The sequence below is a fragment of the Paenibacillus sp. NMA1017 genome (assembly GCF_058895805.1).
Genome location: NZ_JBZXYR010000010.1, coordinates 75,989 through 102,611 on the forward strand (window position 1 = coordinate 75,989; position 26,623 = coordinate 102,611).

Genomic DNA, 26,623 nt, shown 5'->3' on the forward strand with positions numbered 1-26,623 from the left:
GCTTTTTTCATCACCTTGTGCGCGATAATAACAGCGCTAATTGATCAAATCTTTTACAGTCTTTTTAATCAAGCTGAACCAAACCACTTGCAAAGTAAAAAGGAATATACTATACTGAGGCCAATCAATTAGTGATTGATCAATCACTAATTGATTAACAAGCAAAGGAGGTGACATCCATGAGTAGGACTTAACTCAAGTTCATCGTGGGTATCTTTATTGAGATTATTGGTTTATGAATATTCAGTTGGTTAGGGTAGTATGAAGTTAAGTAATTGATCAATCACTAATATTATTTATTAACGGAGGGGAAACCATGAAACATCTTATTATTTACGCACATCCATCTGAGGGAAGCTTTAATCATGCAATTTTGACCACAGCAGTCGAGGGGCTAAAGCAAAAAGGACATGATGTGGTTGTTCGTGATCTGTATGCAATCCACTTTCATCCTGTGGTTAGCAGCAGTGAGGTCATTGGAGGCATTGGAGAAGATGTTGTACGGGAGCAGGAGTATTTGCAATGGGCAGAAGTGATCACCTTTATTTATCCGATTTGGTGGACAGGGATGCCAGCCATTATGAAAGGGTATATAGACCGAGTATTCTCTTACGGATTTGCTTATAAATATGTAAATGGAGTGCAGATGGGACTACTCAAGGGGAAGAAAGCGATTATCCTCAATACGCAAGGAAAATCCCATGAGGAGTATGCCAGCATTGGCATGGATCAAGCCCTTCGCTTGACATCCGACAAAGGCATATTTGAATATTGCGGACTTGACGTCATGTATCATCTATTCTTCGAATCAGTACCACAATCCGATGAGGACACACGCAAGGCGTGGCTTCGTCAAATTGCAGATATGGCCAGTAAAGCGTAATGAAAATAGGTAGAGGGGAAGAAGACATAGCATCACGGATGAAATCGAGATAATGCATCTAGAGAATTTAATTAATCAATTGAAACAATTTGCCATGCACCATCTTTATCTTTTTCTAAATAGAAGGTATATCGTATATCGGGTGGATATCCTTCTTCATTAGTCAGCCGTTCCCCTACAACAGGTATCAATATCCGGTTATTTTCTTTTACAGCTTCGGCAATACCAGTAAACTTCACCGGATGATCAAAGAGGTAATCGTGACCTGTTCCAACGTCTGGACCGAGCGCAGCATGGAATTGATCCAAATCTTTTGACACGAAGGCAGCTACGGCTACTTTGAGTTTTGTTATCATGGCATGCTCAATTAGAGGGTCTTTAACATCACTCCATTTGATCTCATCTAAACTTTGCAGGCCGGCAGATTGATCTGTTCCTTCTTTTACTACCGTTTCTGTGGTTGGTACAGCATTGATAGATGTATCTGTTGTTTCCTGCTTTCCACAACCAGCTAACACACTTACACTTACGGAAAGTATAAGAATAGAAATAATTTGAGCAGGTTTGTTCATATCAGATTCACACATCCTTTCTCTTTCTATAAAACGAATACTATTTTTTTATGAGGAGAAGATATAATGAAATGACCTTCTCTAATTAAAGAAGGTCATTTTTTAATTCAGGAACCATTATTAAATGTAGCACAGCCTTCTGCTTATAGGCGTTTTTCGCTTGTAAGTCATTCAGTGGGTCTTTATACCTGGTTTGGAATTTTCGCATGGACGTTCATGCGTTTTGTCGGTTAGCTATGATGCTGCGTATCACGGTTCAAAAGTAGCTGCACATGATGAAATCTCTGGTGTATATCTATGTAGGGTATCAAGCTGTAGTTAGAGCATTTTTTTGAGCTGGGATATACGGGCTTGGGAAACCTCAAGTATTTTGGCATATTCGTGCTGTGCTGCATTGGGGTGTTTTTGCATTAATTCTTTTAGACTTTCGATCATCTGTTGTGTCGATCGCCGCAGACGTTTGGGCTCTTTAATAGATCGTTGTGAGTTGGATAAAGCTGATTTGGCTGGTCTTAGGATAGGGCTGAAATTTATCCCCTTCTTTAAGCTTTCAATACATTCCCCGCAAATAAAGCTGTCTCTAAAATAAGTTAATTGTTCTGTTGAACCACACATTTTACACGTCACCCCAGTATATTTTCGAAAGGCGAGAATACCGGTTTCCTCATCTGCAAAAATCTCAACAGGATCACCCACATTATAATCCATGGAAATTCGCATTTCTTTGGGAATAACGATACGGCCTAACGCATCTAGGGGACGTGTCATACCTGTACTTTTCAAATGATAACCTCCTTTTTTATATCCTTATAATACTAAATAGTTATGATAAAAAAGAATAGGCTTAGAGAAGCAATCGCATATATTTAGTAAACTGTTGAAAAGTATACAAGTAATTACCAAAATATGTTTAGTTATTGGGAGAAACGAGTTGAGGAAATTATAAAAAATTTGCGATATATATTCATAAAGAATATTCTAATCGGCAATGAAATTTTTAGTAATACGGGATAAGGAGCTGTGAATTACATATGAAAATATTTCAGTTTTGGAAGAAGAATAAGCAAGCTGTGGTGGCAATCGATTCCCATGCTGTATGAGGTAGCGTTTGGTGTGTACGATTGGACGCAGTATAAGGCGGTGCAAAGGCAATAGGAATCTTAATTTTGCACTCTTTACTATGAAAACTTATACTTATCGTTAAAGCTGACTTGAAGAGAAAATAAAAGAACGAGGAGGGGAATAACCATGTACTCCATTAAAGAAGTTCAAATCAAGAGCGGATTGCCCGCATCCACCCTTCGTTATTATGAAAAAGAAGGCATATTACCTGATGTCGGTCGAGATGAAGGTGGAAGAAGGGTATATACCGAAAAACAAATCGATTGGATTAGGTTCCTTATGGCTATGAAAGATACAGGGATGACTATTGAAGAAATTAAGGCGTACCTTGAGCTAAATGTAAAAGGAGAAGCCACAATCCAAGAGAGAAGAGATTTCCTTGTAGCCCACAAAAAGAAAGTGGAAGAACATGTGGCACAAACACAGCACAATTTGGAGAAAATTATTCAAAAGATAGCTTTTTACGATCATGTGGTTATGGGGAAAAGCCTCTCCTAGGTATCGTTTGATCTGTAAATAGTGGTTAAGTCAAATCGAATATATGGAGCCCCCGGCATATTTGAAAATACGCTGGAGGGCTTTTTTACATAGTTATCTAAAGATGCCGATTGTAGGTCGCAAGTATGAAAAATGGTTGGCAAATGAGCGGTTCACAATGCGCTTATAGGGTAAAAGTGTAGTACCAAGGTGGGAAAGTGGGGGCGTTGACTCTCACGCCACGTGAGACTGTAGACTGTCAAGCAAGGGAGGTGAAGCGGAATGGCTTATACGGTGAAGGAAGTATCTAATCTGTCGGGAATCAGCGTACGAACCTTGCATTATTATGATGAAATAGGATTGCTGAAACCGCATCATATTGGGAATAATGGATATCGCTATTACGAACAGGAACAACTGTTGAGGCTTCAGCAAATCATGGTATATAGGGAACTGGATTTGCCTTTATCTGAAATTGGAAATGTGCTGGAGCAAACCAAGGAACAAAAGGCCGAGGTTTTGCAAGAGCATCGAGCCAAGGTCGAGTCCAAAGTCTTCCGCTTGCATACTCTCCTACAAACCATCGACGAAACGGTGGCTCATTTGAAAGGGGAACAAGCAATGAAACCAGAGCAAATGTACCAAGGGTTTAACTCGGAAAAGCAGGAAATGTATGAACGTGATTTGACAGACCGTTATGGTCAAGAGGCTCAGGAAACAATTCAGGAGAGCAAGACGGCGACGAAGAACTGGAGCAAAGAGGATTATTTGGATTCGCAGGCAGAGGCTGACCAGATTCATCGGCGGCTGGCTGAAGCCATGAATAAAGGATTGAAGCATAACAGTGAAGAAGTACAGGCGCTAATCCGTCGTCATCTTCAATGGGTAAGCCGATTCTATACTCCTACCGCAGAAATTTATAGCGGGCTGGGAGACTTGTATGTCGAGCATGAGGATTTCAATAAAATGTATGAAGGCTACCGCCCCGGGCTGGCTGAGTATTTGCGAGACGGAATGAAGGTGCTGGCCGAACGGGAATTAAACTAGCACCAGCTGATGAAAGGGCTTAAGTGATATGAAAAAGAGGTGAACAACAAGCCGATTTGACGGCCTGCTGTTCACCCTTTTTTGTGTAAAACAGCTTACATGCTGCTTGGTACTGTTCTCATGCCTTGCTGACTGCTGTTTCCGAACTGCTGCATGTTACCACTGCCTGCAAAATGCTGTCCGGTCGTCCCCATATGTTGCGGAAAGCTGTGATTCATGTGGCTTCCTGCACTAAAGGTGGATGGTTGCATACTACGGGAAGCATAATTATCGCCAAATCCGGGCTGAGTCATTTGGCTGCTCGAGCGGATGGTGTTTTCCAGCTGACTACACAGTTGAATCACTTGTTGGTATTGTTGCATAGCTTTTTGGTGGTCCTGGATTGCGGTTTGGATCATTTGAGCTGCATTACGTTCACGTTGCACCAGGTTTTCAAGGCTGGATGCATTTTGTTGCTCTTGTTGCAGCAACTGCTGATACATGGCGGTTCCTTGCTGTGTTTGTTGTGCCAATTGCTGAATAATTTGTTCACATTGATGAAGTTGTTGTTGTGGAGCCATGTTGTTGAACATTGATCATCAATCTCCTTCGCCGGATAGTTTTGGGTTTCAGACCCTCCTATATTGTGGCGAAGGAAGACGATATATATGCGCTATTTTTGGTTATAGGCTGGCTACCAGAATAGCCGTAAATTCCTCTAGGAATACACGATCTTCGTGATCAAAGCGACCTTTTAGTGGGCTGTCAATGTCCAGCACTCCAATCAGCTCCCCATTCTTGACAAGGGGAATAACGATTTCACTATTGGAAGCAGCGTCACAGGCAATATGTCCTGGAAACGCATGTACATCATCTATAACAAGCGTTCGTTGTTCTGCTGCTGCGGTACCGCATACGCCACGTCCCAATGGAATCCGTATACATGCAGGTAAGCCCTGGAAAGGACCAAGTACAAGCTCAGTGCCATCATAAAGATAGAAACCACTCCAGTTAATATCTGGAAGGAAATGACCAAGTAATGCTGAAGCATTCGCCAGATTGGCAATGGTATTGGATTCATCATGAATAAGTGCCCGGAGTTGTCCGAGAACCGATTCGAATTGTTCATGACGTGTGCCCTCGTAAGGTATAGTTTGAAACATGTAGAGTTCACGCTCCTAACATTAAATTTTTACATTAACTGTTGTATATATCGTCAAAAATAGGTAATTATGCAATTCGCTTTTACCATTGGTTAATTAATTTAAGATATAACGATTGTATATATTCAGTCAAGTGGAAAATCACTAATCCAGCAAGGGTTGCCCTCATCTGTTTCCAGCTTATCCTCTATGGGTAAAAACAGTGTAACATGGTTGGCCTAGGCCAGGGAGGAGTTACAATTATGCATGCAGATGTTCAGAACTTGTTTATCCGTATACAGATGCTTTCTTATGCACATCAGAACGATCTCACGATAAGAGATATTCAACCTGTGTTGGAAGAGCGCGGTTACCGTGTAGGAGAACGTGAGGTCAAGCAGGAGCTTGAAAACCTGACGCAGGAAAACTTTCTGACACCGCATGATGATATGTACAGCATTACCGGTGCAGGGATCGATGAATTACAGGAAATTCAGTCGATGCTGGGCGTACTGTACAAGGATGTTGTGAAGAAAACGACACGCACCACTACCCGTGTCTCTTCTTAAAGGCTTAGATGCTCAATATTTTGATTCGGAAGACACGCTCTCAAACGGTTTAATCTCTTATAAAATAGAAGATGCCCTTCTAATTCCTAATCCTAGGAACAGAAGGGCATCTTCTATATATAAGCTTCTCAGCTTTAAATAAGGTTGTGTTTGTTGAAGGTGTATGCTTAAATGTAGCGTATATTTATTGTCATTTTAATGCTGGAAGGATGATTGAACATGTGTGCATATGCATGTAAGGGGCATATACCACTGCTGGAAAGTCCGCGTCTTCGGCTGCGAAGGATGGAAAGCGGGGATGCGGCTACGATGTTCGCCTGCTGGTCTGACCCGGAGGTTCACCGTTATATGAACCTTTCTGGTATGTCAGGGCGTGAGGATGCAGAGGATATGATTGAGCTGTTGAATGAGCTGGCGAAGACGGAGGATGCGCTGCGCTGGGGAATAGAACTGAAGGAGAACGGGAAGCTGATTGGGAGCTGTGGTTTTAATTATTGGCAGACGGAGGGAGCTTATAAAGCCGAGATTGGTTATGAGATAGCCAAGCCTTATTGGCGACAGGGTTACATGACTGAGGCGCTTCGCTTGGTGCTGTCATTCGGGTATAACACGATTCGGTTGAATCGGATCGAAGCGCTAGTGGACCCGCGCAATACAGGCTCGCAAGCTCTGCTGTCCTCGATGGGCTGGACACAGGAAGGACTGTTGCGGCAGGTACAGCATACATCTACAGGCTTTAAGGATATGATGATGTATTCTTTGCTGCACGAAGAATGGCTCAGACTGGAGGCACAACGAAATGCTGTTTCAGTATAACGGCGGTTCATCGCCGCTGCACAGGCTAGGGCCGTTAAGTAAGCTAATATGGGTGGGATGCTTTAGCCTCCTGTCGATGGTTTGGGATTCGACGCTGCGGGAAGCAGTTCTCTTGGCCGCACTGATTGCTGTGGCTGGCTTGGGCGCACGTTTGACCTTAGCACGCCAGCTTCGGGCTATGTCATTCCTGATTGGGTTAGGCATCCCGTATTTTATACTGTCTATCCTAGCGATTCGAGAAGGACATACCGTGGCTTCATGGGGACCCATTGTGATTACAGCGGAGGGACTGGACATCGCAGGGGCGTTAACGTTGCGGATTTTTGTGTTGTTTTTGGCATCTTATATCTATCTCTCGACGACCGATCCCCGAGATTTTGTGCAGGCATTGAATCTGCGCTTGCGTGTTCCTTATCGGTTTGCATTCGGTATTTCAGTGGCACTGACGTTTCTCCCCTTATTGGAAGAAGAAGGGCGAACCATTATGGCAGCACGGCGTGTTCGTGGACAGGAACCACCACGAGGGTGGAGCCATCGGTTATCATGGTGGAGCGGGTATGCGGCTGCCGTGTTGGTGAATGCTGTAAGACGGGTTCAGCAGACGGCGCTGGCTATGGAGGGCAAAGGTTTCGGTGCTTATGCGGAACGGACTTATCTTCGTACACTGAAGAATGGGCGTTTAGGCAACTTATGTGCTGTGACTGCTGTAGTTGCTACGGCTGTTTTAGGGTGGAGCTTATAAAGTGAAGCCTCTTATTTTTACTCTTATTGTCAACCTATGAAATATAATTAGGTTGACAATAAGACTGCAGATGAATACATTTATACAGTAGCAGCTTGTATAAGGATCAGAGCTGCAATCTTATAGATTAGATAGGGAGAGGAGTCAAGAATACATATGAAGGAATCTCGTATGTTTGCAAAGTTTACAACGCTGGATATCGTACTCATGGCGATGCTGGCCACGTTGAACGGCGTCATGACCGTGTATTTGTCGCTCATTAACAAAACATTAAACAGTCTGGGAGGGCCTATCGCAACTTCCGCTATTGTCGGGCTGTACATGATATACGGTTTGTTGGCCTATTATATTATTCGTAAGCCGGGTACGGCGGTTATTGCTTATGCATTTGGTGCGGTAGTGCAGTCTTTTATGGGCTCTGCCTATGGAATTGCTTCTATTATCGCGGCGGCTGTCTGCTATATGATTGCGGCTGAATTGGTATTTGCCTTGTTGCGGTATCGACGCTGGAACGTTGTTTCGCTGATGCTAGTCGGTGGGGCTATGGTTCCGCTGTGGTTTATTGTGGCAGCCAATATGTTTGGCTATATGCATTGGGGGTGGAAGGTGCTGACGATTGCACTGGTCGTTCGTATCCTGAGCGGCATTGTCCTGTGCGGTTTGCTGACGAAAGTGCTGGGCGATGCCTTAAATCGTACGGGACTGTTAAAACGGTTTGAACTAGGACGCGCTTCACGTGCATAGCCGTGAGTGGCTATGCATGGGGTTATATCTTCAACAATGGGGATCGAGGATATTTCAGTTATGAATGAACATAGCGATTATAATTTGAACAGTGAAATAGCCGTATCCTTGAAGAATTTTGGCTATCGGTATGATGACCAGGTGGAGCCATCTTTAGATGGTCTGACGCTGGACATTGCGGTGGGCGAGCATGTAGCCATTGTCGGAGCCAGCGGAAGTGGAAAGTCTACGCTATGTCAGCTACTTCATGGGGGGCTCTCCCGTTCCGGTGAGGGCGAACGGACGGGAGAGCTGACTGTGTACGGGATGGACCCCGATACCGCTGATCTGGCTACTGTCGCCACCACTGTCGGCGTCGTGCTTCAGGACCCGGATGCCCAACTGGTGCAGGGAATCGTCGAAGACGAGATTGCGTTTGGGCCGGAGAACCTGCGCGTGCCTCCGGCAGAAATAGCGCAGCGCATTGCCGCTGCGCTGGAGGCCGTCGGCCTAGCTCACGAGCGCGGCTCCTTCGTGCGCCGCCTCTCGGGAGGCCAGCGCCAACGCACTGCGATAGCTGCGGTACTGGCGTTGGAAGCGCCGCTGGTCGTGTTCGACGACGCAGCTGCGCAGTTGGACCCGCCGGCTGTCTGCGACTTCGTCCTGTTATGTCGGCGGCTCCATGCGGCAGGCAGGACGGTGGTTACCGCGTCCGGCCGCATAGACGATGGTGCGCGGGCAGCGCAGCGCATCATCGTCTTGAAGGGCGGGACCGTGCAGTTGCAGGGTCCGCCCGAAACGCTGCTGCGCGAACATGGTGCGCAGCTGGCCGCCTTGGGTCTGCTCCCCTCCTCCGCAGAGAGGGGAGACGTGCCGCGTGAGCCGGGCGCGAAGCCCGGCTCGGCGGCTGACCGCGCTGGGACGCCGTTGTTGGAGGTGAAGGGATTGACCTTCACCTATCCCGGCAGTCAACGGGCAGCGCTAAAGGGCGTGAGCCTAGCTCTTGCGCCCGGTGAACGAGTCGTGCTGCTGGGCGAGAACGGCTCAGGTAAAACCACGCTCGGCAAGCTGCTCATGGGCCTACTCCCTGCACCGAAGGGGTGCATGTGGTGGGAGGGGCAGGATATGGCGAAGCTGCCCATTCACCAGCTGGCTGCCGGAATCGGCTATGTGTTCCAGCAGCCAGAGCACCAGTTTGCAGCTGCAACGGTGTGGGAGGAGTGCTTGTACAGCGTGCGCGCCAAGCTTGGTTTACGGACCGGGGAGCCGGTTCCCGCCGCATATGTGGAACGGGCGCAGCGCTTGCTGGCCGCCGCCAGACTGGAGCACAAACTGGATGCCTCCCCGTACCTGCTAAGTGGAGGCGAAAAAAGGCTCTTGAGCGTTGCAGCACAGTTTATCTTGCCCAAAAAGCTATACATTCTGGATGAGCCTACCGCAGGAACGGATTACGAAGGGGCGAATATTCTGCTCCGTATGTGCACAGAGCAATCTGCCGAAGGCGCGGCTTTCCTGGTCATCACCCACGATATGCAGGTGGCTGAAAGCTTTGCCAGCGATGTTCTGTGCATGGAAGAGGGTCATCTCTATAAAATGGAAGATAGTGAGACTTATCATACGATTACAGTTGACAAAAATTAGCGATATGTAGACAATAATATATATACATCGTACAAAACAGGCGGCCTATATAGGCCGCCTGTTTACGATTATGCAGTGAGGGTTATAATCCATTCAGGAAAGACTCGCCGCACAGATACAACACAGTTTTTTAAGGAAAGGATTTGTGATTTGCTTGGGAGACGATAAACCCATGAAGCGCGGGCTCGTGCTGACAGGTGTTCTATTGGCCACTTTTTTGGCCGCAATTGAAGGAACGGTTATCGGTCCAGCGGGACCGACGATTGTTAGTGAACTGGGCAGCGTGAATTTGCTCAGTTGGATTTTTACGGCATATTTACTGACGATGGCTGTGACCACACCTATTTTCGGCAAGCTGAGCGATTTGTTTGGCCGTAAACCCATTTTTTTAATCGGCTGTTCGTTGTTTGTACTTGGTTCTTTGCTTTGTATGCTGGCTGGCAGTATGGAGCAGCTTATTATCTATCGGGCCATCCAAGGGATTGGAGCGGGTGGTGTCATTCCCGTTACTTTTACCATCATCGGTGATATCTACAAAATGGAGGAACGTGGCAAAGTCCAAGGCATGATCAGCTCCGTATGGGGGATTTCTTCCCTGATCGGGCCTCTCTTGGGCGGTTATGTGGTCACCTATTTTGGCTGGGAGTGGATTTTCGGCTTTAACGTTCCCTTTGGATTGCTGGCTATGTTCTTCATCGCCCGTTACTTGCGGGAGCAGGTAAGCAAGCGTACCGCGCGTATCGACGTACTGGGGGCGGTTACCTTTACCATCGGGATGACGGCCCTCTTGCTCGTATTGGCACTGGGCGGGCAGTATATCGGTTGGGCTTCTCCTGAATTGCTGGCCTTGGCTGCCGTAGCCATTGTGTTCCTGATTCTGTTTTTGGTTATTGAAAAACGCGCTCAGGAACCGATGGTGCCACTAAAGCTATTTCGGATACGGGATATCGCTTTTTCCTGTGCCGCAGCACTGTTAGTCAGCACCCTGCTGATCGGATTGACTAGCTATCTTCCACTATGGATTCAAGGTGTATACGGTGGGGATGCCGCTTCGTCTGGTCTCGCATTGGCTCCAATGTCCATAGGCTGGCTATTTGGCTCTATGATCGGAGGACGCATTTTGCTGACGCTGGGCTCGCGTCGAACCTCTTTGATTGGGCTGACCTTGATTGTATTGGGAGCCTTCGTCATGACCTTGATGGGCCAAACGGCTCCGATCTGGCTGCTGTTCCTGTCTACATTGTTGTATGGACTGGGATTCGGCTTCTCGATAACTGTGTTTACGATTATTGCCCAGTCCTCGGTCGGGTTCCAGTTGCGTGGCGCGTCTACAGCTTTGAATACATTCCTGCGCACGTTGGGACAAACGATCGGGGTTGCAGCCTTCGGTTCATGGCTGAATTATCGCATTGCTGCCCAGACAGCAGACGGACAGCTTACACAGCAAGGGGTAACGCAGGAGGATATTAACGGTCTGCTTGCACCTCATGCTTCACAGAGTCTAAGTGACAAGGTTGCCGGATTACTTCGTTCTGTACTGGAAAACAGTCTGCATTCTCTGTTCGTTATCATGGTCGTTATTGCAGTTATTAGCTGGTTTGTCGTCCTTGGACTGCGGAACCGTCCGCCGGGTACGGAAGAAGGAGAGAGTAAATCAGCAAAGGCGGTACAAAGAGGAACTGCGTAGGAATATAGGAATCGCTGAGCATTTCCTTGTTACATGTGGCGCTTGCCAACAGAATGATTAGTGATCATAGCTGGTAGCTTCGGGCAGAAAATAGATGTCCAAAGCTACCGCTATTTTTTAACCCGTATCTTCCAACAGCTACACAAGTTCAACTGGACAACACCTCTCATGAATTTCTGGAGGTGTTTTTTTATTATGTAAATAATAATGTATGTGAATTATTACATAAGTAAATTAATGGTAAAATAGTCTTATTGCGCATGGCTCTATCATTTTAATCTAGAAATGAAGGGGTTCTAAAGTACCGTTTTTTTGAATTCGTTTGCAAAGTTTTTTTTATGATGATTTTTTCGAATGATTTTGAAGGATAATGAAGCAACCTACCAATCAAAATTGGATATGCAAAAAAAGCAAGAAAAAAAATTATCCAAATGTAATACTGAAGAAAGAAACATGATTTTTTCAGAAAATTGCTAGGAAAATATGAGGATTAAATTCAGAGAGTAACCTGTCTTAGCCTCAAATAAAAGGGCTTTTTAGTCTATATCAATCGTTTGACATACAATATAAAATGGCCCTACCAACCAAAAAGTTGGGTTTCTAATCTAGAAAGCATAATTAGAATAAAGGAGATGGAGTACTTGAAGTTTAACAACTTGTTCAGAAAAGCAGCTACCGTAACAGTAGCAACTACCTTGCTATTAGGGGGCGGCTTTCAAGCTTTTGCGAAGGAAAAAGACAGTGCTGATCTTGAGGAAGACAGCAGATTTACTCAAATCACGCGTCATGATATGCTGAATATTTTCAAACAGCAGGGCAAAGAAAAATTCGAAGTTCCATCCTTTGATGCATCTACCATCAAAAATATTCCTTCGGCCAAAGGCCGCGACGGGTCAGGCAAGCTGATTGATCTGGATGTATGGGATACTTGGCCGTTACAAAATGCTGATGGCACGATAGCTAATTACAAGGGGTACAATATTGTGTTTGGATTGGCAGGCGATCCTAAAAGAGCAGAGGATACGTTTATTTATCTGTTCTATCAAAAAGCAGGCAACACCTCGCTGGAAGGCTGGAAAAATGCCGGAAGAGTATTTAAGGATAACGATAAAATCCTAGCCAATGATGCGATTCTGAAAAATCAGGCGGAGGAATGGTCCGGTTCTGCTACTTTAACGTCGGATGGAGAAGTGCGTTTATTCTATACCAGCAGACAGCCTTATGAGCCGGAAAACAAATTGTACGGTAAGCAAACCTTGGCTACAGCCCAAGTCAATCTTTCTCAACCGGGTGACGAAACTCTAAAAGTGGACGGTGTAGAGGATCTTAAATCCATTTACGATGGTGGCGACGGAAAAATTTATCAGAATGTTCAGCAAAGCGTGGGAGTAAGCCTAGATAATCACACATTCAGGGACCCTCACTACATTGAAGATCAAGGGAAGAAATATATCATATTTGAAGCAAATACCGGTACAGAGACGGGTTATCAGGGAGAGGATTCCCTTAAAAATTCTGCGTATTATGGCGGAAATAACGAATTTTTCACCAAAGAGCTACAAAACCTGCTGCAAAGTCCTAAAAAAAATGGGGCCGAAGTGGCGAACGGTGCTCTGGGAATCGTGGAATTAAATAATGACTATACGTTGAAAAAAGTTATGGACCCGCTAATTGCATCCAATCTGGTAACGGATGAGATTGAGCGTGCTAATGTTTTCAAAATGAACGGTTTGTGGTATATGTTTACTAGCACCAGAGGTTCTAAAGTTACCGTTGATGCCATTGGAAGTGACGAGATTTACATGCTGGGTTACGTGTCGACTTCTTTGACAGGGCCTTATAAACCCTTGAATGGAACCGGTCTCGTTCTTCACCAAAATCTGGATCGTGATGATATTACTTGGACGTATGCTCATTTTGCTATTCCGCAAGGCAAAGGAAATAACGTGGTGGTAACCAGCTATATGACCAACCGTGGACTGTTCCCGGATCACAAATCTACTTTTGCGCCAAGCTTCCTGCTGAACATTAAAGGCACCAAAACTTCTGTTGTGAAGAACAGAATTCTGGAACAAGGGCAAATCACAATTGATCCAACGGACGATAAGGAAGAACCACCATATGAATATGGAAAGAAATAAGTAAGTATTCCGGTGGGACGATATCGGGGACTGTGACTGAGATACATACGTCTCTGAGTAACTTGGTGAATTAAGGGTTACCTTGATTCACCGAGCCGTCCCATACCGGACAATACATATCGTGCAATGAGAGGATGGGAACCGACCATTCCCGCATACTCGTCAGACTATCTAGACAAAGAGAGTGGGGAGGATCGTCAGGATGAAAAGCATAGCTTCTAAGAGCATTTGGATACGATCCATCATGGTCATCGTGGGCCTGAGTATAGTAATAGCCATCGGCTGGAGCCTTTATCACCCAGCTAAAAGTGAAAGTCTAGAAACACAGAAGAGGCCAACCTACCGGGCATCCTATCATTTTACCGTTCCAGATAAGTGGAAGAATGATCCTCAACGGCCCATTTATTTCGATGGAAAATATCATTATTACTATTTATATAATCGTGACTATCCCAAAAAGAACGGTACAGAATGGCGACATGCCACATCAACCGACCTGGTACATTGGAAAGATGAAGGGGTGGCGATTCCCAAATATACGAACCCGAATGGAGATCCTTGGTCCGGTTCGGTCGTGATCGATGATAAGAATACCGCGGGTTTTGGAAAAGGCACTCTAGTTGCCATTGTGACACAGCCCTCCGCAGATGGCGGAAAGCAGGAACAATTTTTGTGGTACAGTAAGGATAAAGGAAAGACGTTTACTTCTTACCGCAACAAGCCTGTGATGTCTAACCCCGGTACGAAGGACTTTAGAGATCCCAAAATCATCCGAGATACTCAACATAATCAATGGATGATGGTCATGGCAGAGGGAACGAAGATTGGCTTTTATAAGTCTAAAAATTTAAAGGATTGGCAGTTTACGAGTGGCTTTCAAACGGAAAATATCGGGCTTGTGGAATGTCCTGACCTTTACCGGATGCGTGCGGATGATGGAACCTATCAGTGGATTCTAGGCGTGAGTGCCAATAGCAAATCAACAGGCGGACCCAACACGTATGCCTACTGGACGGGAGATTTTAATGGAGAAGCATTTCTCCCTGATCACAGTGAACCTGAGTGGCTGGATTATGGGTTTGACTGGTATGGTGCAGTTACGTTCGAGGAAGGAAAAGACAAAGATAAATACAGTCACCGTTATGCTCTGGCCTGGATGAATAATTGGGATTATGCCAATAACACGCCTACCCTAAAGGAAGGATTTAATGGAATGGATTCGATTGTTCGTCAAATTCGGTTGAAGCATACAGCGGATGCTGGATATCGCTTGGTTTCACAGCCAGTAAAAACTTTGGAACGATTCCAAACTTCTACGAAATCATTTGGACAGATCAAAGTAGACGGTGTTCACTCGCTTCCGGTAGCAGGCGATACCTATCAGTTAGAGGCGGATGTATCTTGGTCAACGATCAAAAATACGGGACTGAGGCTTCGAGAGTCAGCAGATGGCAAGCGCCATGTGGATGTCGGTGTTTCGGTGGATGGGCAATACTCCTACGTAAATAGAGCCAACACCGGGCAGCCGGATCAGAGTGGAAAATATGTAGAGAGCAAGGCGCCTTTTGATGCCAATAAGAAAAGGGTCCACCTGAACATTCTCGTCGATAAAACCAGCATTGAAGTATTTGTAGATGATGGAGAAGTAGCTTATTCCTCCTTAATATTCCCACAATTAGAGGATCAGAAAATTACTCTTTTTTCCGATGGCGGTCCGGCTGTGTTTAACAATGTAGTGGTCAACCATTTTAGCCGATAGCAGGTACTTATACTGTTCGTAAGCTTGGGCATATTTCGCTCTATTCAGGTATATAAAAAGTCCACCCATGAATATAAGGGTGGACTTTTCTGCTATAAATCTAATTTTCTTTTAGCACAGCTAAAAGATTGTTCGTTTATTCACAAACGATCAGTTGCTAAAATTACTATTCGTTCTATTTGTGATAAGGTGACAGGTTATCAGCGCTGCGACCCAATTTTTTTAGCAAGCCGATGAGTTGATCTCTTTCGGTTTCACTGATTCCGCTAAAGGCACGTTCAATCTGACGTGTATAATCAGGATAAATTTCGTCCATGACACGTTGTCCCTCGTCCGTCAATTCTGCATATATAATCCGACGATCTTGGTCGCACGGGTGACGGTGCAAATAACCGCGGCTTTCCAGCTTGTCAATAACATAAGTGACATTTCCGCTTTGCAGAAGCAGCTTTGCTCCAATTTGTTGGATTGGCTGCGCGCCCTTGTGATATAAAACTTCCATCACGGCGAAGGCCGTTGGGTTAAAGCCCACCGTTTTGATGCCAGCAACCGCATGTTCGTTTACACTTTTGAATGACTTGGCAAACACGCTATACAAATGCATGGATTGCTGTGTCACCAATGTTCGGTAATCTATCATCTTCATTCCGCCTTTATGTATGGATTTGGGCATCCTTTGACCGCTCGGCTCGGATGACCGGGCAACCATACCCTTGTTACTAGCATAAAGGGATTTACGTAGCGAAAACATGCGATTTGTCACAGTAGCTGCTTTTTTAATTATTTAATTTCAAAGCTTTAAAGTAAATTTTTGAAAAATAAAGGTTTTGAATGTAAAAATACTGTTGCGGTTGGTTATATTAAAAAAGAACATACCTAACCTAATGAACCCCAATTAACAAAATAAGCTATTTCAGAGGAGATGAAACACATGGATACGGGGTCTTTCCGTTTTCAATTTCGTGATCCGCAGCAAGCTGCTCAAGCCTGTGAAACATTAAAGGAAATTGGATACTCTGCCAGCACGAACGGTGATACAGGTCTCAATGTACATATTGAGAACCAGGATGTGCTGTCTGCATTGGAAATTTGCCAAGCCTATGAAGGAAGCATGATTGAGGTAGGGACTCTTTTCTCTAAACCGGATGAATATCCCGGTTTGCAAGGAAATATAGGTGTACATAATCCAGGTTATAGCCCGGAGGATTGGATTATCCCGGCACACACGATCAACGAAGACTGGAGCGAAGCTTATAAAAATGGCTCCTCTCAAACGTACAACAACATAACGGAGGAGCACAACGTCAGCTCTGATCAACAACCGGAGGACGAAGTGGATGGTTTTTCCGGGAGTATCCATATTTGATTTTTTGTCCTAAAAGTCTTGATTAGAATTTGAGTCTTCACTGTCAGCTCATATTAGAAAAAAGTTCCTATAAGACCATTGGTTATTGTGGCTTTGAAGGAGCTTTTTTTGTGTAAGAAAAACTCAGTTAGAGCTTTCGCCAGAACTGAAATCTGTAGGATTTGCATAAATAGCAATGACAGCAGGGAATAACATTTCAGAAAGGAGGTCTTGACCTTGCAAAAATTAGGAGTTCACGAAAAATTGGAATTACATGAGCTGCTTACGTTTAAAACAACTTGCCTCACAAAAGCCCAAACCATGATTCCCTTAGTATCAGACACAAATTTAAAAAACATTTTGCAGCAGGATGTCAACGGTGGTACACAAGATATTCAACAGCTTAGAAATCTACTTGTGTAATTTTAAAGGAGGATTAACGTGAATTCTTTTATTGAGAATATGACTGGAACGAGTCCCATGAACGATCAGGTGATTGCTTCTGATTTATTAATTTCAGCTAAAAGCGGAATCAAGAGCTATGCCCTTGCGTTAACAGAGTCAACAAGCTCGGAAGTTCGAAATGTTCTTTGTGACCAATTGAGCAAAGCGGTTAATCTTCATGAACAAATCTTTAATTACATGAAAAACAATGGTTACTATAACGCTTATGATCCGGATCAGCAAATACAAATGGATATTCAAAATGCAGATAAGGCCCTTTCTTTGTCTAAATTTTGATAATTAATTAACGCTAAAAGAATTATTTAGTCCCAAATGAAGTCTCTGATTTTATATAGAAAAAGCATCAGCAACCCTTAAACGAGTTTGCTGGTGCTTTTTATTATATAAATAATCACACTAATCCTAGAAATCACTAATTACGAAATGAATTGACGTCCACATGAAATATGGTGAAGAAGGCAATCATAATATCGGAGAACTAGGTCTCAATATCAGGAATAGGGTGATTTTCATTTATGGGCAAGTCTTCAGCTGTTAAGCAAAAAGATCAAAAACTAAAATGGTGGCAACTTAGCTTATTAGGGGTTGCAGGTACCATTGGTACAGGATATTTCCTCGGGTCTGGCTTAGCGATCTCCATAGGTGGTCCAGCCGTGCTGATTGCATACTTTTTTGCAGCAGTGGGAACGTATGTGGTGTTTGATGCCCTTTCGCGCATGACGGCAGATCATCCTGAACAGGGTTCTTTCCGTTCCTATGCCCAAAAAGCATTTGGAAGTTGGGCAGGATTCGGCAGTGGATGGGTGTATTGGTTCTCAGAATTGCTTATCAATGGGAGTCAACTAACCGCGCTATCTATATTCTCACGCTTTTGGTTTCCTCAGGTACCGATGTGGATCTTTGCGGCAGGCTTTGGGCTTTTAGGACTTGTGATTGTTTTTTTTGGCAATAAGGGTTTTGATCGAGTTGAAAATGTACTGGCCATCATTAAGATGGCGGCTATTGTTATGTTTCTGGTCTTGGCCACTGCTCTTTTGGCAGGCTGGATCGGAGGAGGAAAATATAATCCAAAGTTCCCCATCAGTTACAAAGAGTTTTTCCCTACCGGCGGTATGGGATTATGGTCATCTTTTATTTTTGCCTTTTATGCATATGGAGGTATTGAAGTGCTCGGAATTATGTCTAATCGGCTCCAAAAACCGGAGGATGCACCTAAAGCAGGAAAAGTAATGCTGATTATACTGGTTGTAGTGTATGTGCTTTCGATTGGTCTGGCTGTGTCTATGGTGCCATTAAGTGCCTTTAATCCGAAAGAAAGTCCTTTTGTGCTTGCGCTCAGCAGCGATCATCTGGTTTTTGTGCCTCATTTATTTAATGGAGTGCTTATTATTGCAGGGTTCTCAACGATGACAGCATCTCTATATGCAGAGACATCTATGATGCTTACGCTTGCACAGGAAGGAGATGCGCCCACATTATTTTCACGGAAGTGGAAGGGCAAATATCCTCTTTATGCACTTAGTTTGATCTCCGTTGGATTAATCTCAGCCATCGTAATGTCGTTGCTGCTACCGGGAAAAGTATATGAATATATCACTACTGCAGCGGGTTTAATGCTGTTGTATAATTGGTGCTTTATTTTGCTGTCTTCAGGTAAGCTACTGGAATCGAACAGATCAAACAATATTAAACGTTGGATTGGATTATTGTTGATAGCTATGGCTGTGGTCGGAGCCTTTTTCCATAAGCTTAGCCGCCCGGGAGTGTACATCAGCTTACTGCTGGTCTTGTTAATTGCTATATGTGACCTCATTGTACAATGGGTTCGCCGAAAGCACGCCAAGGAATCTCGTTAACTTTGTCAGAGAGTTAAGCGTTAGCGTAAAAAAAGTAATTGAAATGCTTGTACGCCAAAATAAAAGCCAAAACCGATAAGAGATAATCCGGACATCCAAGAGATGGTTTTAAGCAAGCCGGCTTTTAGGAATCTCCGGAAAATACTTGAAGCGGCTGCCATGGTCACATCCCAGAGTAACACGCCTAATACAATCGCTCCGCTATAGATCATTAGTTGTTGTACTGGATATGTATTAGCGACGTTGGCCAGTATGGATCCGTAAATGCCAAGCCAAAAAAGGATGGAGAGGGGATTAAATAATGACATTAGAAAACCGGACATAAATGAGTTACTTAATGTATTGCCATTTCCCCTTAATTCAGATTCTGAAATCACACCTGCATTTTTGATGCTTTCAATACCTGTATACACAAGTACGAAAAAACCAAACAACCATAAAAAAGCTTTAACAAACGGGGCATTAAGAAGGTGAATCATTCCCAAATAGACAAGCAGCATATAGATTATATCTGCGGTTATTGCACCAAGCCCAATAAACCAGGCGTGCCAAAAACCATTCTTAATACCTCGATCCAACTGTGCGGCATTAATCGGTCCAATGGGAGCGGAAAGTGACAGACCAAGAAAAATATAACTGATAAATGTATTAATGGTGTTTTCCTCCTTGATTTTTTATTGGCTGTTATGTATTTGTCTATTTTAGTTTATTCGGACAAACCCATTTGTAAGACCCTAAAGTGAGCGAGAACCCCCGTCTTTTAAGACAAGGATTTCTTTTTTTGCATAAGTTTACGTGAAAAATGAATAATATGGATAGCATTTTCCTAAGGAGGAAATAAAATTGATGCATGCTGATAATAGATTACTCATTGCTGCTTTAGGCGGTGTGAATGAAATCGGGAAAAACATGTATTTCATCCAATACGATCAGGATATTGTCGTAATCGATTGTGGTTCTAAGTTTCCTGATGAAAATTTGCCTGGTATTGACCTCATTGTGCCCGATGTCACCTATCTGCTGGAAAATCAGGATAAAGTCAGAGCACTCATTGTGACTCATGGGCATGAGGACCACATCGGAGGTATTCCCTATCTGCTGAAGCAGATCAACATCCCCGTGTTCGGGACAAAGCTCACCATCGAATTAATTAAGATTAAGCTAAAGGAACATAACCTTTTGCGTGATGCCGAGCTTCATCTTATAGATGCGAATTCAACCATTGATGTGGGTAAGATTCAGGCATCCTTTTTCACCACGGTCCACAGTATCCCGGATTGCCTGGGTGTCTTTTTTCAGACACCGGAAGGAAATGTGGTCCATACCGGGGATTTCAAATTCGATATGTCTCCCGTGAGCGGACCTTTTCCCGATCTTCATCGAATGGCTGAAATAGGAAAGAAGGGGGTAAAAGTGCTGCTCTCTGAAAGTACAAATGCGGAAAGGCCAGGATTTACCCCTTCAGAACGTTTGGTTGGCGGGCATATTCTAGATGCATTTGCCAGAGCTAAGCAGCAGGTATTTATCTCCACGTTCGCTTCTAATGTGAACCGTGTCCAACAAGTCATTGACGCGGCTGTGGAAACAGGTCGCAAACTGGTTTTACTCGGACGCAGTATGATAAATGTGGTTTCGGTGGCCAAGGAGCTGGGCTTCTTGCATATGCCTGAGGATTTGTTGATTGAGCCGGGGGAAACAGAGCGGTTTCCCGCAGAAGAAATTGCAGTTTTATGTACCGGAAGCCAGGGAGAGCCGATGGCCGCATTGTCACGTTTAGCCAATTCCCTGCATCCCAAAATCGAAATTTTGCCTGGTGATACGGTCATCATTGCTGCGGGAGCCATACCGGGGAATGAGCGAAACCTTTCCCAGGTCATTGACAACTTGTATGTGCTGGGTGCCCAGGTTATTTATGGATCAGGCAGCTCTACGGGGATGCACGTATCCGGTCATGGTAGCCAGGAAGAGTTAAAATTAATGATGACCCTGATGAAACCACAGTATTTGATTCCTATACATGGTGAATTTAGAATGCTGTATCGTCATCGTCAGCTAGCAGAGTCTGTGGGCATTCCTATGGAGAATGTATTCATCGTCCGTAATGGCGAGACCATTCAAATCGAAGAAGGAAGGGCATCCCTAGGCCCCAAAGTACCAGCCGGCAATAGTCTGGTTGATGGGCTGGTGACGGGTGACGTAGGCAATATTGTACTGCGTGATCGTAAAAAACTTTCTTCAGACGGAATGCTGATTATTGTGATGACGTTGAGCAAAAACGAGAAGCAAATGCTCGCAACGCCAGAGGTCATTTCAAGAGGTTTTGTATATGTTAAGGATTCCGAAGAGCTCATGAGTCAGATCCACGACACGATTATGTCCACAGTGAACGAGTTAACAGAAATCGAAATGAGTCAGTGGGGACTGATTAAGCAGATGTTAAAAGATGATGTTGGCCGATTTATTTACAGCCAGACCAAGAGAAGACCCATGATTTTACCTATCATTATTGAGGTATAGAAAAGCGACAAATGTCAAAACAAGATAGAGCTTGTTCAATACGCGATTACTCAAAAAAAGACTTAAATCAGAAATGTGACTGATTTAAGTCTTTTCGATTTCCTTCCTACTTTTCCTATAAGAATGCGGATGTAATGGCGGTTGCAGCGCAGCGGAGGATTTGAATCTGGAGAAGCGACAGCGATCGTAAGATCAAAGCCTACGCGTAGTGCCTCCCACTCCTACAGCATCACGTTTAAAGCCGCTTGCATTCCTGCTGTATGCCCTGTCGTAAACGCCGCTGTAATATTATAACCACCTGTGTAACCGTGAATATCGAGAATCTCACCGCAGAAGAACAATCCAGGCATCAGCCTGGACTCCATTGTTTTCGGATTAATTTCCTTCAAATTCACACCGCCCCCGGTAACAAATGCTTCCTTCAGAGAGAGCGTACCGTTCACACGGATTGGAAACGCCTTAATGCGATGAGCAAGTTCTTGCCATTGCTGCTTGGGAATATGATCATAGGTCAAGTCCTCACGCAGTTCGGCTTGCTGGAGCAACAATGGAATTAAGCGTTCCGGTAAATAAGGCTTAAGCACGTTTTTGATCGCTTTTTTAGCATCGACCGATGCCAATTCCAGCGTCTCACGGTAGACTTCATCGGCATGTTTGTGAGGCTGCAAATCGAGAGTCAATAACACCGTGTTTACCTTATCCTTTTTCATTCCCTTGACAACAAACTGACTGCACCGCAAAGCAGTTGGGCCGGATAGACCGAAATGTGTGAAAATCATATCTCCTTCATGGACGACAACTTTCTTTTGCTTCGCATTCCATACGGTCAGACTGATATCGCGTAAGGATAGTCCCTGTAGCTCTTTCGTCTGGATGAATGTCTCACCTGAGGTCAACGGAACCTCTGTTGGATACAGCTCCGTAATCGTATGCCCTGCTTGTTCTGCCCATGCATAGCCGTCACCTTCCGAGCCTGTATGTGGGACGGATTTGCCACCAACGGCTACAATGACATTACGGCTATGTAGAATTTCACCGGAACGCAGCCGCACCCCAGCCGTATGACCTTCATTGTAAATAACCTCTTGAACAGGACAGCTTGTCCGAATCTCGACTCCTTGAGAGCGTACCTTGTTGATCAAAGCATCGACAACTGTTTTGGCTTTGTCCGTCACTGGAAACATACGCCCATTGTCTTCTTCCTTTAAGGCTATACCCAGCTGTTCAAAAAAAGCGATGATATCCCGATTGCCGAAAGCCGCCAGTGCACTGTGCAGAAAACGGCCATTGCCGGGAATGTGCCGAATGAGTTCGTCCAGCTCTTTGGCATTCGTGACATTGCAACGGCCTCCACCAGAGATCCCCAGCTTTCGTCCGAGTTTATTTCCCTTTTCCAGTAAAAGCACCTTGGCACCTTCACCGCTGGCAGCAGCAGCAGCCATTAATCCGGCTGAGCCGCCTCCGATCACAATAACGTCGTAAGTCATAAACCTCTTCCTTTTCGTCGACAAATTTTCAAAAAATTCAGAATGGTGTAACCGATTTTCCATCATATCGTAATACCGTCGCTTTAAATAGCCTTAGAGCACGGTAAACGCGTATATCTTTCAAATTGCAGGAATTTAAAATACGTAAAAACGATTCTCTTATATACATCTAATATTTAGCAGATTTTGTCGTTCTACACCGGGATTTTAACACATATATTGTAATATATTGTAGCCTGTGCTTTAATTCAACTAACGGCGTCAAGGAAAGATGATGAGGGGGAGAAGTCCTTGTTAATTGCGTTGAAGGAAAGTGTGCTCCAAGTTCTCCTTGCCGTTATATCGGCGGGTTTTTTCTCTATATTAACGGATTATGGGGATAAGAAAAAGGTTTGGGGCGGCAATCTGCTTCCTGGACCCAATCAAGGAATACTGTATTTGTGTTGCTTGCCAGCCATATTGCTATGTACACTCTTTCAATATCAGTCTCCGTATGGTCTACCTTCCAATCTCGGTATTATTCCCCTTGCTGTTGGCATCATGTACGGTAGACGTCGCACTGCCTTCGTGCTCGCCGCTTCCGCACTGATGGGTGTCCTGATTATAGCCCAGTCGACAGAAATGTCTCCGATGTATGTGGGCACGGGTTTTATCCTTTTTCCTTTTATGCTGCTGCATGTCAAGTTTTTCCAAAGAGGAACATTGTTGGACAAAAAGCTCCTGATCTCCGCATATGTTGTGGCTGATATGCTGTTTAAGGCGATATTTCCGCTACTTTGGGGCAAACAGGATGTTTCAGTATACATTCCTGACTTACTTACAACGTTTTGGAATATTGGTGCAGGGGTGCTGGCAAGTTTTACAGTCGTGAGTCTGATGCACAATGCCTTTGAGAAGCTGGCGCTGCGGCGTGATGTGACTGAGTTTACGAGCAAATATCTGATCGAAGTGGATAAGCTGCGTCAAGTTATGGATTTGATGCCGTTATCTCTTGTTACTCTGGACAGCGAAGAACGAGTTATACATATGAACAAAACGATGCTGGAACTCTATCGGGACTACGATCCCTATATTACGCTGCCTGAGATAGTGGGCCGTCCATTGACCTCGTTATATGGTTTTAGCGCTTTACCTGTGGTTAACGAACGAGTTGCGAAAGCGTTGGAAGGAGAGGCGGGTGCTGATTTTATAAATGTTACTCCCAAAGTATTTTTCTCAAGTTTCCTTCCTATTCGGGATAAACATGTAAACCAAACGACAGGCGTTATTATCGCCTTGCAAGATATTACAGAGCTGGAGACGCTGCGCAGTGAGCTAGGCAATTTCGAGAGGCTCAGTCTAGTTGGACAGATGGCAGCGGGCATTACTCATGAAATACGTAATCCGATGGCGGTTGTGCGTGGTTTTTTACAGCTTATGCGTGAGAAAAGCCCAGAATCCCTCAACCATTATTACCGCATTGTGATGGAGGAACTTGACCGGGCGAACGGGATTATTAACGATTTTCTTTCACTGGCCCAGAATCGAATTGTCGAGAAGGAGCAATGTCATCTGCATGATATTATTCGCGAACTGACACCTTTATTGTGGGCAGATGCGAATCTGAGGGGACAGACGATTGAGCTAAAGCTGGAGGATCATGTAACGATGCTGCATTTGAACCCTAAGGAAATGAAGCAATTGCTGCTTAATTTATCGCGTAATGCGATGGAAGCAATGGGGGAAAAGGGAGTGCTGACCATTTCTACTCATGAGGAAGGGGATTTCGTGGAACTGGAAGTAAAGGATACAGGTCCGGGAATTCCGCAAAAACAGCTCGAAAAACTGTTCCAACCTTTTTACACAACCAAAACGAAAGGTACAGGTCTGGGGCTGGCCTTATGTCAAAGTATAGTGGAGCGTCATCATGGTACAATTGCTGTAGATTCGGTGGAGGGAATGGGCACGCAGTTTAAAGTCCGATTGCGCAGAACCGTTCCGACTTACCGGGATCATTCTGAGCCTCCTGCCATGAATTCGATACAGAAATAATCGTGCAAATATATAGCCGAATTTTTGCAAATTACGTGAAAAAGATTGTATAATGAAGTTTAGATGTCCATGCCTTTACTACGGCAAAGGATGAAATTAGAAACGTAGTATACATGATTTTTGGAAAAGGAGTGAAAGAATATGTCTATGTCTTTCGATCAATATATGAGAGATTCAGTTCAGCCGATGCGCGATGAACTGACGAATCTTGGGATTCAGGAATTGCGCACTTCTGAAGATGTGGAGGCCAAGCTGCCTAATGCTAAAGGAACAGTGCTGGTGGTTGTGAACTCGGTTTGTGGTTGTGCCGCAGGTCAATGCCGCCCGGGGGTGGCTGAAGCGTTGAAGCATGATCTTACGCCAGATCATCTGTATTCGGTTTTTGCCGGACAGGACAAGGAAGCAACAGCAAAGGCTCGCGAATTTTTCGCACCTTACCCACCGTCTTCCCCTTCTATCGCGCTGTTGAAAGACGGCGAGCTGGTTCACTTCATCGAGCGTCATCAGGTGGAGGATCGTTCGGCAGATCAGATCGCTGCTGATTTGACCAGTGCATTCGATCGTTTTTGCCGGTAAGACTGCTCAAGCTATGCCCCGCATTTTTCGCCTGCGAAACTTGCCGGGGCTTTTGCATGTTGGCTTGTGAAGGAAATTCCTAAAAAAGAGGTGCTTATCTGATGAGTTTGCAGGAACAGATTATTGCTGAATTGGGAGTACAGCCTACGATTAACGTAGAAGCGGAGGTCCGTAAGCGTGTGGATTTCCTCAAGTCGTATGTAACGAAAACGGGAAGCAAAGGGCTATTGATCGCCATCAGTGGCGGGATTGACAGTGCTGTAGCAGCTGCTTTGTGCAAGCGGGCTACAGATGAGTTGACGCAGGAGCAAGGGGAAGAATACAAAACGCTGGGTGTATTCCAGCCATACGGCCAACAGGAAGATATCGAGCATAGCTACGCGGTTGCCAAAGCATTCGACCTGAAATATGCCGGAGAAACGAACATTAAGGAAGCCGTGGACAAGGTTGCCGTGGAAGTGGAGCATACGTTGAAGGATATCGGTCTGGAGCGTTCCATTACTCCGCAAGTGAGAGGGAATGTAAAGGCAAGAACACGTATGGTGGTTCAGTACGCACTCGCGAATGAGCTGAATCTGCTCGTCGTTGGCACAGATCACGCTTCAGAAGCCATTACAGGCTTTTATACCAAATGGGGCGATGGAGCGGTTGATATTACGCCACTTAGCACGCTGAACAAACGTCAGGTGCGCTTGCTGGCCAGCTACCTTGGAGTTCCGCAGGCCATTTTGGACAAAGCGCCTACAGCAGGATTATGGGAAGGCCAGACGGATGAAAAAGAACTGGGGATCTCCTACGAAGCAAACAGCGACTACCTGGAAGGCAAGGAAATTGACCCGGCGGCACGCGAAAAGCTGGAAAGCTTCTTTACACGTACAGCGCATAAACGGACAAGCATCCCAGGAGTTTAAGCATTAATTATTATGGAATTGTAAAATGCTCAAGTGAGGATTTTGCAAAAATCCAATAAGCGATTTTCAATAAACAATATATAGATCGAAATGGTCTAGTTCGTCTATATATTGCACTTGGAGCGACTGGAATCG

26 protein-coding genes are annotated in these 26,623 nt (G+C 44.8%); 19 read left to right on the top strand and 7 right to left on the bottom strand.

Features of this window, described 5'->3' with window-relative positions:
• The first annotated feature begins 316 nt into the window (after nt 1-316).
• A complete protein-coding gene (locus AC5ELV_RS20845; RefSeq protein WP_493431697.1) occupies nt 317-883 on the top strand; it encodes an NAD(P)H-dependent oxidoreductase in 567 nt (188 codons plus the stop codon).
• 71 nt (nt 884-954) lie between these two features.
• On the opposite strand, the gene AC5ELV_RS20850 is transcribed toward AC5ELV_RS20845, so the two are convergent.
• Nucleotides 955-1,455 (bottom strand): hypothetical protein, encoded by a 501-nt coding sequence (locus AC5ELV_RS20850; protein ID WP_493431698.1) that lies wholly within the window; start codon nt 1,453-1,455, stop codon nt 955-957.
• 318 nt (nt 1,456-1,773) lie between these two features.
• Nucleotides 1,774-2,238 carry an AbrB/MazE/SpoVT family DNA-binding domain-containing protein gene (locus AC5ELV_RS20855; protein ID WP_493431699.1) on the bottom strand — a complete coding sequence of 155 codons (465 nt, stop codon included), beginning with the start codon at nt 2,236-2,238 and terminating at the stop codon, nt 1,774-1,776.
• Between the two features lie 465 nt (nt 2,239-2,703).
• Between AC5ELV_RS20855 and AC5ELV_RS20860 the strand changes: the two genes are divergently transcribed.
• Both AC5ELV_RS20860 and AC5ELV_RS20865 read left to right on the top strand, forming a co-directional pair.
• The gene (locus AC5ELV_RS20860; RefSeq protein WP_493431700.1) at nt 2,704-3,075 is read left to right on the top strand and encodes a MerR family transcriptional regulator; all 372 of its coding nucleotides are present in this window, start codon (nt 2,704-2,706) and stop codon (nt 3,073-3,075) included.
• Between the two features lie 261 nt (nt 3,076-3,336).
• Entirely contained in the window at nt 3,337-4,101 is a 765-nt protein-coding gene (locus tag AC5ELV_RS20865) for a MerR family transcriptional regulator (RefSeq protein ID WP_493431701.1), read from the top strand.
• A gap of 95 nt (nt 4,102-4,196) precedes the next feature.
• Here AC5ELV_RS20865 and AC5ELV_RS20870 read toward each other — a convergent pair whose 3' ends face one another.
• Both AC5ELV_RS20870 and AC5ELV_RS20875 read right to left on the bottom strand, forming a co-directional pair.
• On the bottom strand, nt 4,197-4,673 hold the full coding sequence (locus AC5ELV_RS20870) for a hypothetical protein (protein ID WP_307352408.1): 477 nt from the start codon (nt 4,671-4,673) through the stop codon (nt 4,197-4,199).
• Nucleotides 4,674-4,763: 90 nt separating this feature from the next.
• The gene (locus AC5ELV_RS20875) at nt 4,764-5,243 is read right to left on the bottom strand and encodes a GAF domain-containing protein (protein ID WP_103046971.1); all 480 of its coding nucleotides are present in this window, start codon (nt 5,241-5,243) and stop codon (nt 4,764-4,766) included.
• 242 nt (nt 5,244-5,485) lie between these two features.
• Here AC5ELV_RS20875 and AC5ELV_RS20880 point away from each other — a divergent pair, with 242 nt between their 5' ends.
• The 8 genes from AC5ELV_RS20880 (at nt 5,486) to AC5ELV_RS20915 (ending at nt 15,300) form a co-directional block, all read left to right on the top strand.
• A complete protein-coding gene (locus tag AC5ELV_RS20880; protein WP_493431702.1) occupies nt 5,486-5,791 on the top strand; it encodes a hypothetical protein in 306 nt (101 codons plus the stop codon).
• A 219-nt stretch (nt 5,792-6,010) separates the two neighbouring features.
• On the top strand, nt 6,011-6,607 hold the full coding sequence (locus tag AC5ELV_RS20885; RefSeq protein WP_493431703.1) for a GNAT family N-acetyltransferase: 597 nt from the start codon (nt 6,011-6,013) through the stop codon (nt 6,605-6,607).
• Nucleotides 6,591-7,349 (top strand): energy-coupling factor transporter transmembrane component T family protein, encoded by a 759-nt coding sequence (locus AC5ELV_RS20890; protein ID WP_342427978.1) that lies wholly within the window; start codon nt 6,591-6,593, stop codon nt 7,347-7,349. Before AC5ELV_RS20885 ends, AC5ELV_RS20890 begins: the two co-directional genes overlap by 17 nt.
• Nucleotides 7,350-7,505: 156 nt before the next feature.
• On the top strand, nt 7,506-8,093 hold the full coding sequence (locus AC5ELV_RS20895; protein WP_342427979.1) for an ECF transporter S component: 588 nt from the start codon (nt 7,506-7,508) through the stop codon (nt 8,091-8,093).
• A 60-nt stretch (nt 8,094-8,153) separates the two neighbouring features.
• Nucleotides 8,154-9,713, top strand: a complete 1,560-nt coding sequence (locus tag AC5ELV_RS20900; RefSeq protein ID WP_493431704.1) for an ABC transporter ATP-binding protein — start codon at nt 8,154-8,156, stop codon at nt 9,711-9,713.
• Nucleotides 9,714-9,885: 172 nt separating this feature from the next.
• Complete coding sequence (locus tag AC5ELV_RS20905; protein WP_493431705.1) at nt 9,886-11,400, top strand: MDR family MFS transporter; 1,515 nt, start codon at nt 9,886-9,888, stop codon at nt 11,398-11,400.
• Nucleotides 11,401-12,041: 641 nt separating this feature from the next.
• Nucleotides 12,042-13,541, top strand: a complete 1,500-nt coding sequence (locus AC5ELV_RS20910; protein WP_493431706.1) for a glycoside hydrolase family 68 protein — start codon at nt 12,042-12,044, stop codon at nt 13,539-13,541.
• 202 nt (nt 13,542-13,743) lie between these two features.
• Nucleotides 13,744-15,300, top strand: coding sequence for a glycoside hydrolase family 32 protein (locus AC5ELV_RS20915; protein WP_493431707.1), 1,557 nt, complete (start codon nt 13,744-13,746; stop codon nt 15,298-15,300).
• Between the two features lie 175 nt (nt 15,301-15,475).
• On the opposite strand, the gene AC5ELV_RS20920 is transcribed toward AC5ELV_RS20915, so the two are convergent.
• A complete protein-coding gene (locus tag AC5ELV_RS20920) occupies nt 15,476-15,940 on the bottom strand; it encodes a MarR family winged helix-turn-helix transcriptional regulator (protein ID WP_013369372.1) in 465 nt (154 codons plus the stop codon).
• A gap of 291 nt (nt 15,941-16,231) precedes the next feature.
• Here AC5ELV_RS20920 and AC5ELV_RS20925 point away from each other — a divergent pair, with 291 nt between their 5' ends.
• From AC5ELV_RS20925 to AC5ELV_RS20940, 4 genes are all read left to right on the top strand, one after another.
• Complete coding sequence (locus tag AC5ELV_RS20925) at nt 16,232-16,666, top strand: hypothetical protein (RefSeq protein WP_493431708.1); 435 nt, start codon at nt 16,232-16,234, stop codon at nt 16,664-16,666.
• A gap of 216 nt (nt 16,667-16,882) precedes the next feature.
• On the top strand, nt 16,883-17,068 hold the full coding sequence (locus AC5ELV_RS20930) for a hypothetical protein (RefSeq protein WP_029515813.1): 186 nt from the start codon (nt 16,883-16,885) through the stop codon (nt 17,066-17,068).
• An 18-nt stretch (nt 17,069-17,086) separates the two neighbouring features.
• Nucleotides 17,087-17,386, top strand: coding sequence for a spore coat protein (locus AC5ELV_RS20935; RefSeq protein ID WP_493431709.1), 300 nt, complete (start codon nt 17,087-17,089; stop codon nt 17,384-17,386).
• Between the two features lie 239 nt (nt 17,387-17,625).
• Nucleotides 17,626-18,966: an amino acid permease gene (locus tag AC5ELV_RS20940; RefSeq protein WP_493431710.1), complete on the top strand. Its 1,341-nt coding sequence runs from the start codon at nt 17,626-17,628 to the stop codon at nt 18,964-18,966.
• A gap of 20 nt (nt 18,967-18,986) precedes the next feature.
• Here the strand turns inward: AC5ELV_RS20940 and AC5ELV_RS20945 are convergent, their stop codons facing one another.
• Nucleotides 18,987-19,619: a LysE family transporter gene (locus AC5ELV_RS20945; protein ID WP_493431758.1), complete on the bottom strand. Its 633-nt coding sequence runs from the start codon at nt 19,617-19,619 to the stop codon at nt 18,987-18,989.
• 193 nt (nt 19,620-19,812) lie between these two features.
• On the opposite strand from AC5ELV_RS20945, the gene AC5ELV_RS20950 reads away from it, so the two are divergent.
• A complete protein-coding gene (locus AC5ELV_RS20950) occupies nt 19,813-21,483 on the top strand; it encodes a ribonuclease J (RefSeq protein ID WP_493431759.1) in 1,671 nt (556 codons plus the stop codon).
• 221 nt (nt 21,484-21,704) lie between these two features.
• Here the strand turns inward: AC5ELV_RS20950 and AC5ELV_RS20955 are convergent, their stop codons facing one another.
• A complete protein-coding gene (locus AC5ELV_RS20955; protein WP_493431711.1) occupies nt 21,705-22,970 on the bottom strand; it encodes a BaiN/RdsA family NAD(P)/FAD-dependent oxidoreductase in 1,266 nt (421 codons plus the stop codon).
• A gap of 291 nt (nt 22,971-23,261) precedes the next feature.
• On the opposite strand from AC5ELV_RS20955, the gene AC5ELV_RS20960 reads away from it, so the two are divergent.
• From AC5ELV_RS20960 to nadE, 3 genes are all read left to right on the top strand, one after another.
• Nucleotides 23,262-25,001, top strand: a complete 1,740-nt coding sequence (locus tag AC5ELV_RS20960; protein ID WP_493431712.1) for a two-component system sensor histidine kinase NtrB — start codon at nt 23,262-23,264, stop codon at nt 24,999-25,001.
• Between the two features lie 141 nt (nt 25,002-25,142).
• On the top strand, nt 25,143-25,577 hold the full coding sequence (locus AC5ELV_RS20965) for a BrxA/BrxB family bacilliredoxin (protein WP_023986978.1): 435 nt from the start codon (nt 25,143-25,145) through the stop codon (nt 25,575-25,577).
• Nucleotides 25,578-25,678: 101 nt separating this feature from the next.
• Nucleotides 25,679-26,488, top strand: coding sequence for an NAD(+) synthase (gene nadE, locus AC5ELV_RS20970; RefSeq protein ID WP_250243158.1), 810 nt, complete (start codon nt 25,679-25,681; stop codon nt 26,486-26,488).
• Nucleotides 26,489-26,623: the final 135 nt, after the last annotated feature.

Bases quoted from the DNA above. Each gene is read 5' to 3' on its own strand.
- AC5ELV_RS20845 (WP_493431697.1), top strand. From the start codon at position 317: ATGAAACATCTTATTATTTACGCACATCCATCTGAGGGAAGCTTTAAT.
- AC5ELV_RS20850 (WP_493431698.1), bottom strand. From the start codon at position 1,455: ATGAACAAACCTGCTCAAATTATTTCTATTCTTATACTTTCCGTAAGT.
- AC5ELV_RS20860 (WP_493431700.1), top strand. From the start codon at position 2,704: ATGTACTCCATTAAAGAAGTTCAAATCAAGAGCGGATTGCCCGCATCC.
- AC5ELV_RS20865 (WP_493431701.1), top strand. From the start codon at position 3,337: ATGGCTTATACGGTGAAGGAAGTATCTAATCTGTCGGGAATCAGCGTA.
- AC5ELV_RS20870 (WP_307352408.1), bottom strand. From the start codon at position 4,673: ATGTTCAACAACATGGCTCCACAACAACAACTTCATCAATGTGAACAA.
- AC5ELV_RS20875 (WP_103046971.1), bottom strand. From the start codon at position 5,243: ATGTTTCAAACTATACCTTACGAGGGCACACGTCATGAACAATTCGAA.
- AC5ELV_RS20880 (WP_493431702.1), top strand. From the start codon at position 5,486: ATGCATGCAGATGTTCAGAACTTGTTTATCCGTATACAGATGCTTTCT.
- AC5ELV_RS20885 (WP_493431703.1), top strand. From the start codon at position 6,011: ATGTGTGCATATGCATGTAAGGGGCATATACCACTGCTGGAAAGTCCG.
- AC5ELV_RS20890 (WP_342427978.1), top strand. From the start codon at position 6,591: ATGCTGTTTCAGTATAACGGCGGTTCATCGCCGCTGCACAGGCTAGGG.
- AC5ELV_RS20895 (WP_342427979.1), top strand. From the start codon at position 7,506: ATGAAGGAATCTCGTATGTTTGCAAAGTTTACAACGCTGGATATCGTA.
- AC5ELV_RS20900 (WP_493431704.1), top strand. From the start codon at position 8,154: ATGAATGAACATAGCGATTATAATTTGAACAGTGAAATAGCCGTATCC.
- AC5ELV_RS20905 (WP_493431705.1), top strand. From the start codon at position 9,886: ATGAAGCGCGGGCTCGTGCTGACAGGTGTTCTATTGGCCACTTTTTTG.
- AC5ELV_RS20915 (WP_493431707.1), top strand. From the start codon at position 13,744: ATGAAAAGCATAGCTTCTAAGAGCATTTGGATACGATCCATCATGGTC.
- AC5ELV_RS20920 (WP_013369372.1), bottom strand. From the start codon at position 15,940: ATGATAGATTACCGAACATTGGTGACACAGCAATCCATGCATTTGTAT.
- AC5ELV_RS20925 (WP_493431708.1), top strand. From the start codon at position 16,232: ATGGATACGGGGTCTTTCCGTTTTCAATTTCGTGATCCGCAGCAAGCT.
- AC5ELV_RS20940 (WP_493431710.1), top strand. From the start codon at position 17,626: ATGGGCAAGTCTTCAGCTGTTAAGCAAAAAGATCAAAAACTAAAATGG.
- AC5ELV_RS20950 (WP_493431759.1), top strand. From the start codon at position 19,813: ATGCATGCTGATAATAGATTACTCATTGCTGCTTTAGGCGGTGTGAAT.
- AC5ELV_RS20955 (WP_493431711.1), bottom strand. From the start codon at position 22,970: ATGACTTACGACGTTATTGTGATCGGAGGCGGCTCAGCCGGATTAATG.
- AC5ELV_RS20965 (WP_023986978.1), top strand. From the start codon at position 25,143: ATGTCTATGTCTTTCGATCAATATATGAGAGATTCAGTTCAGCCGATG.
- nadE (WP_250243158.1), top strand. From the start codon at position 25,679: ATGAGTTTGCAGGAACAGATTATTGCTGAATTGGGAGTACAGCCTACG.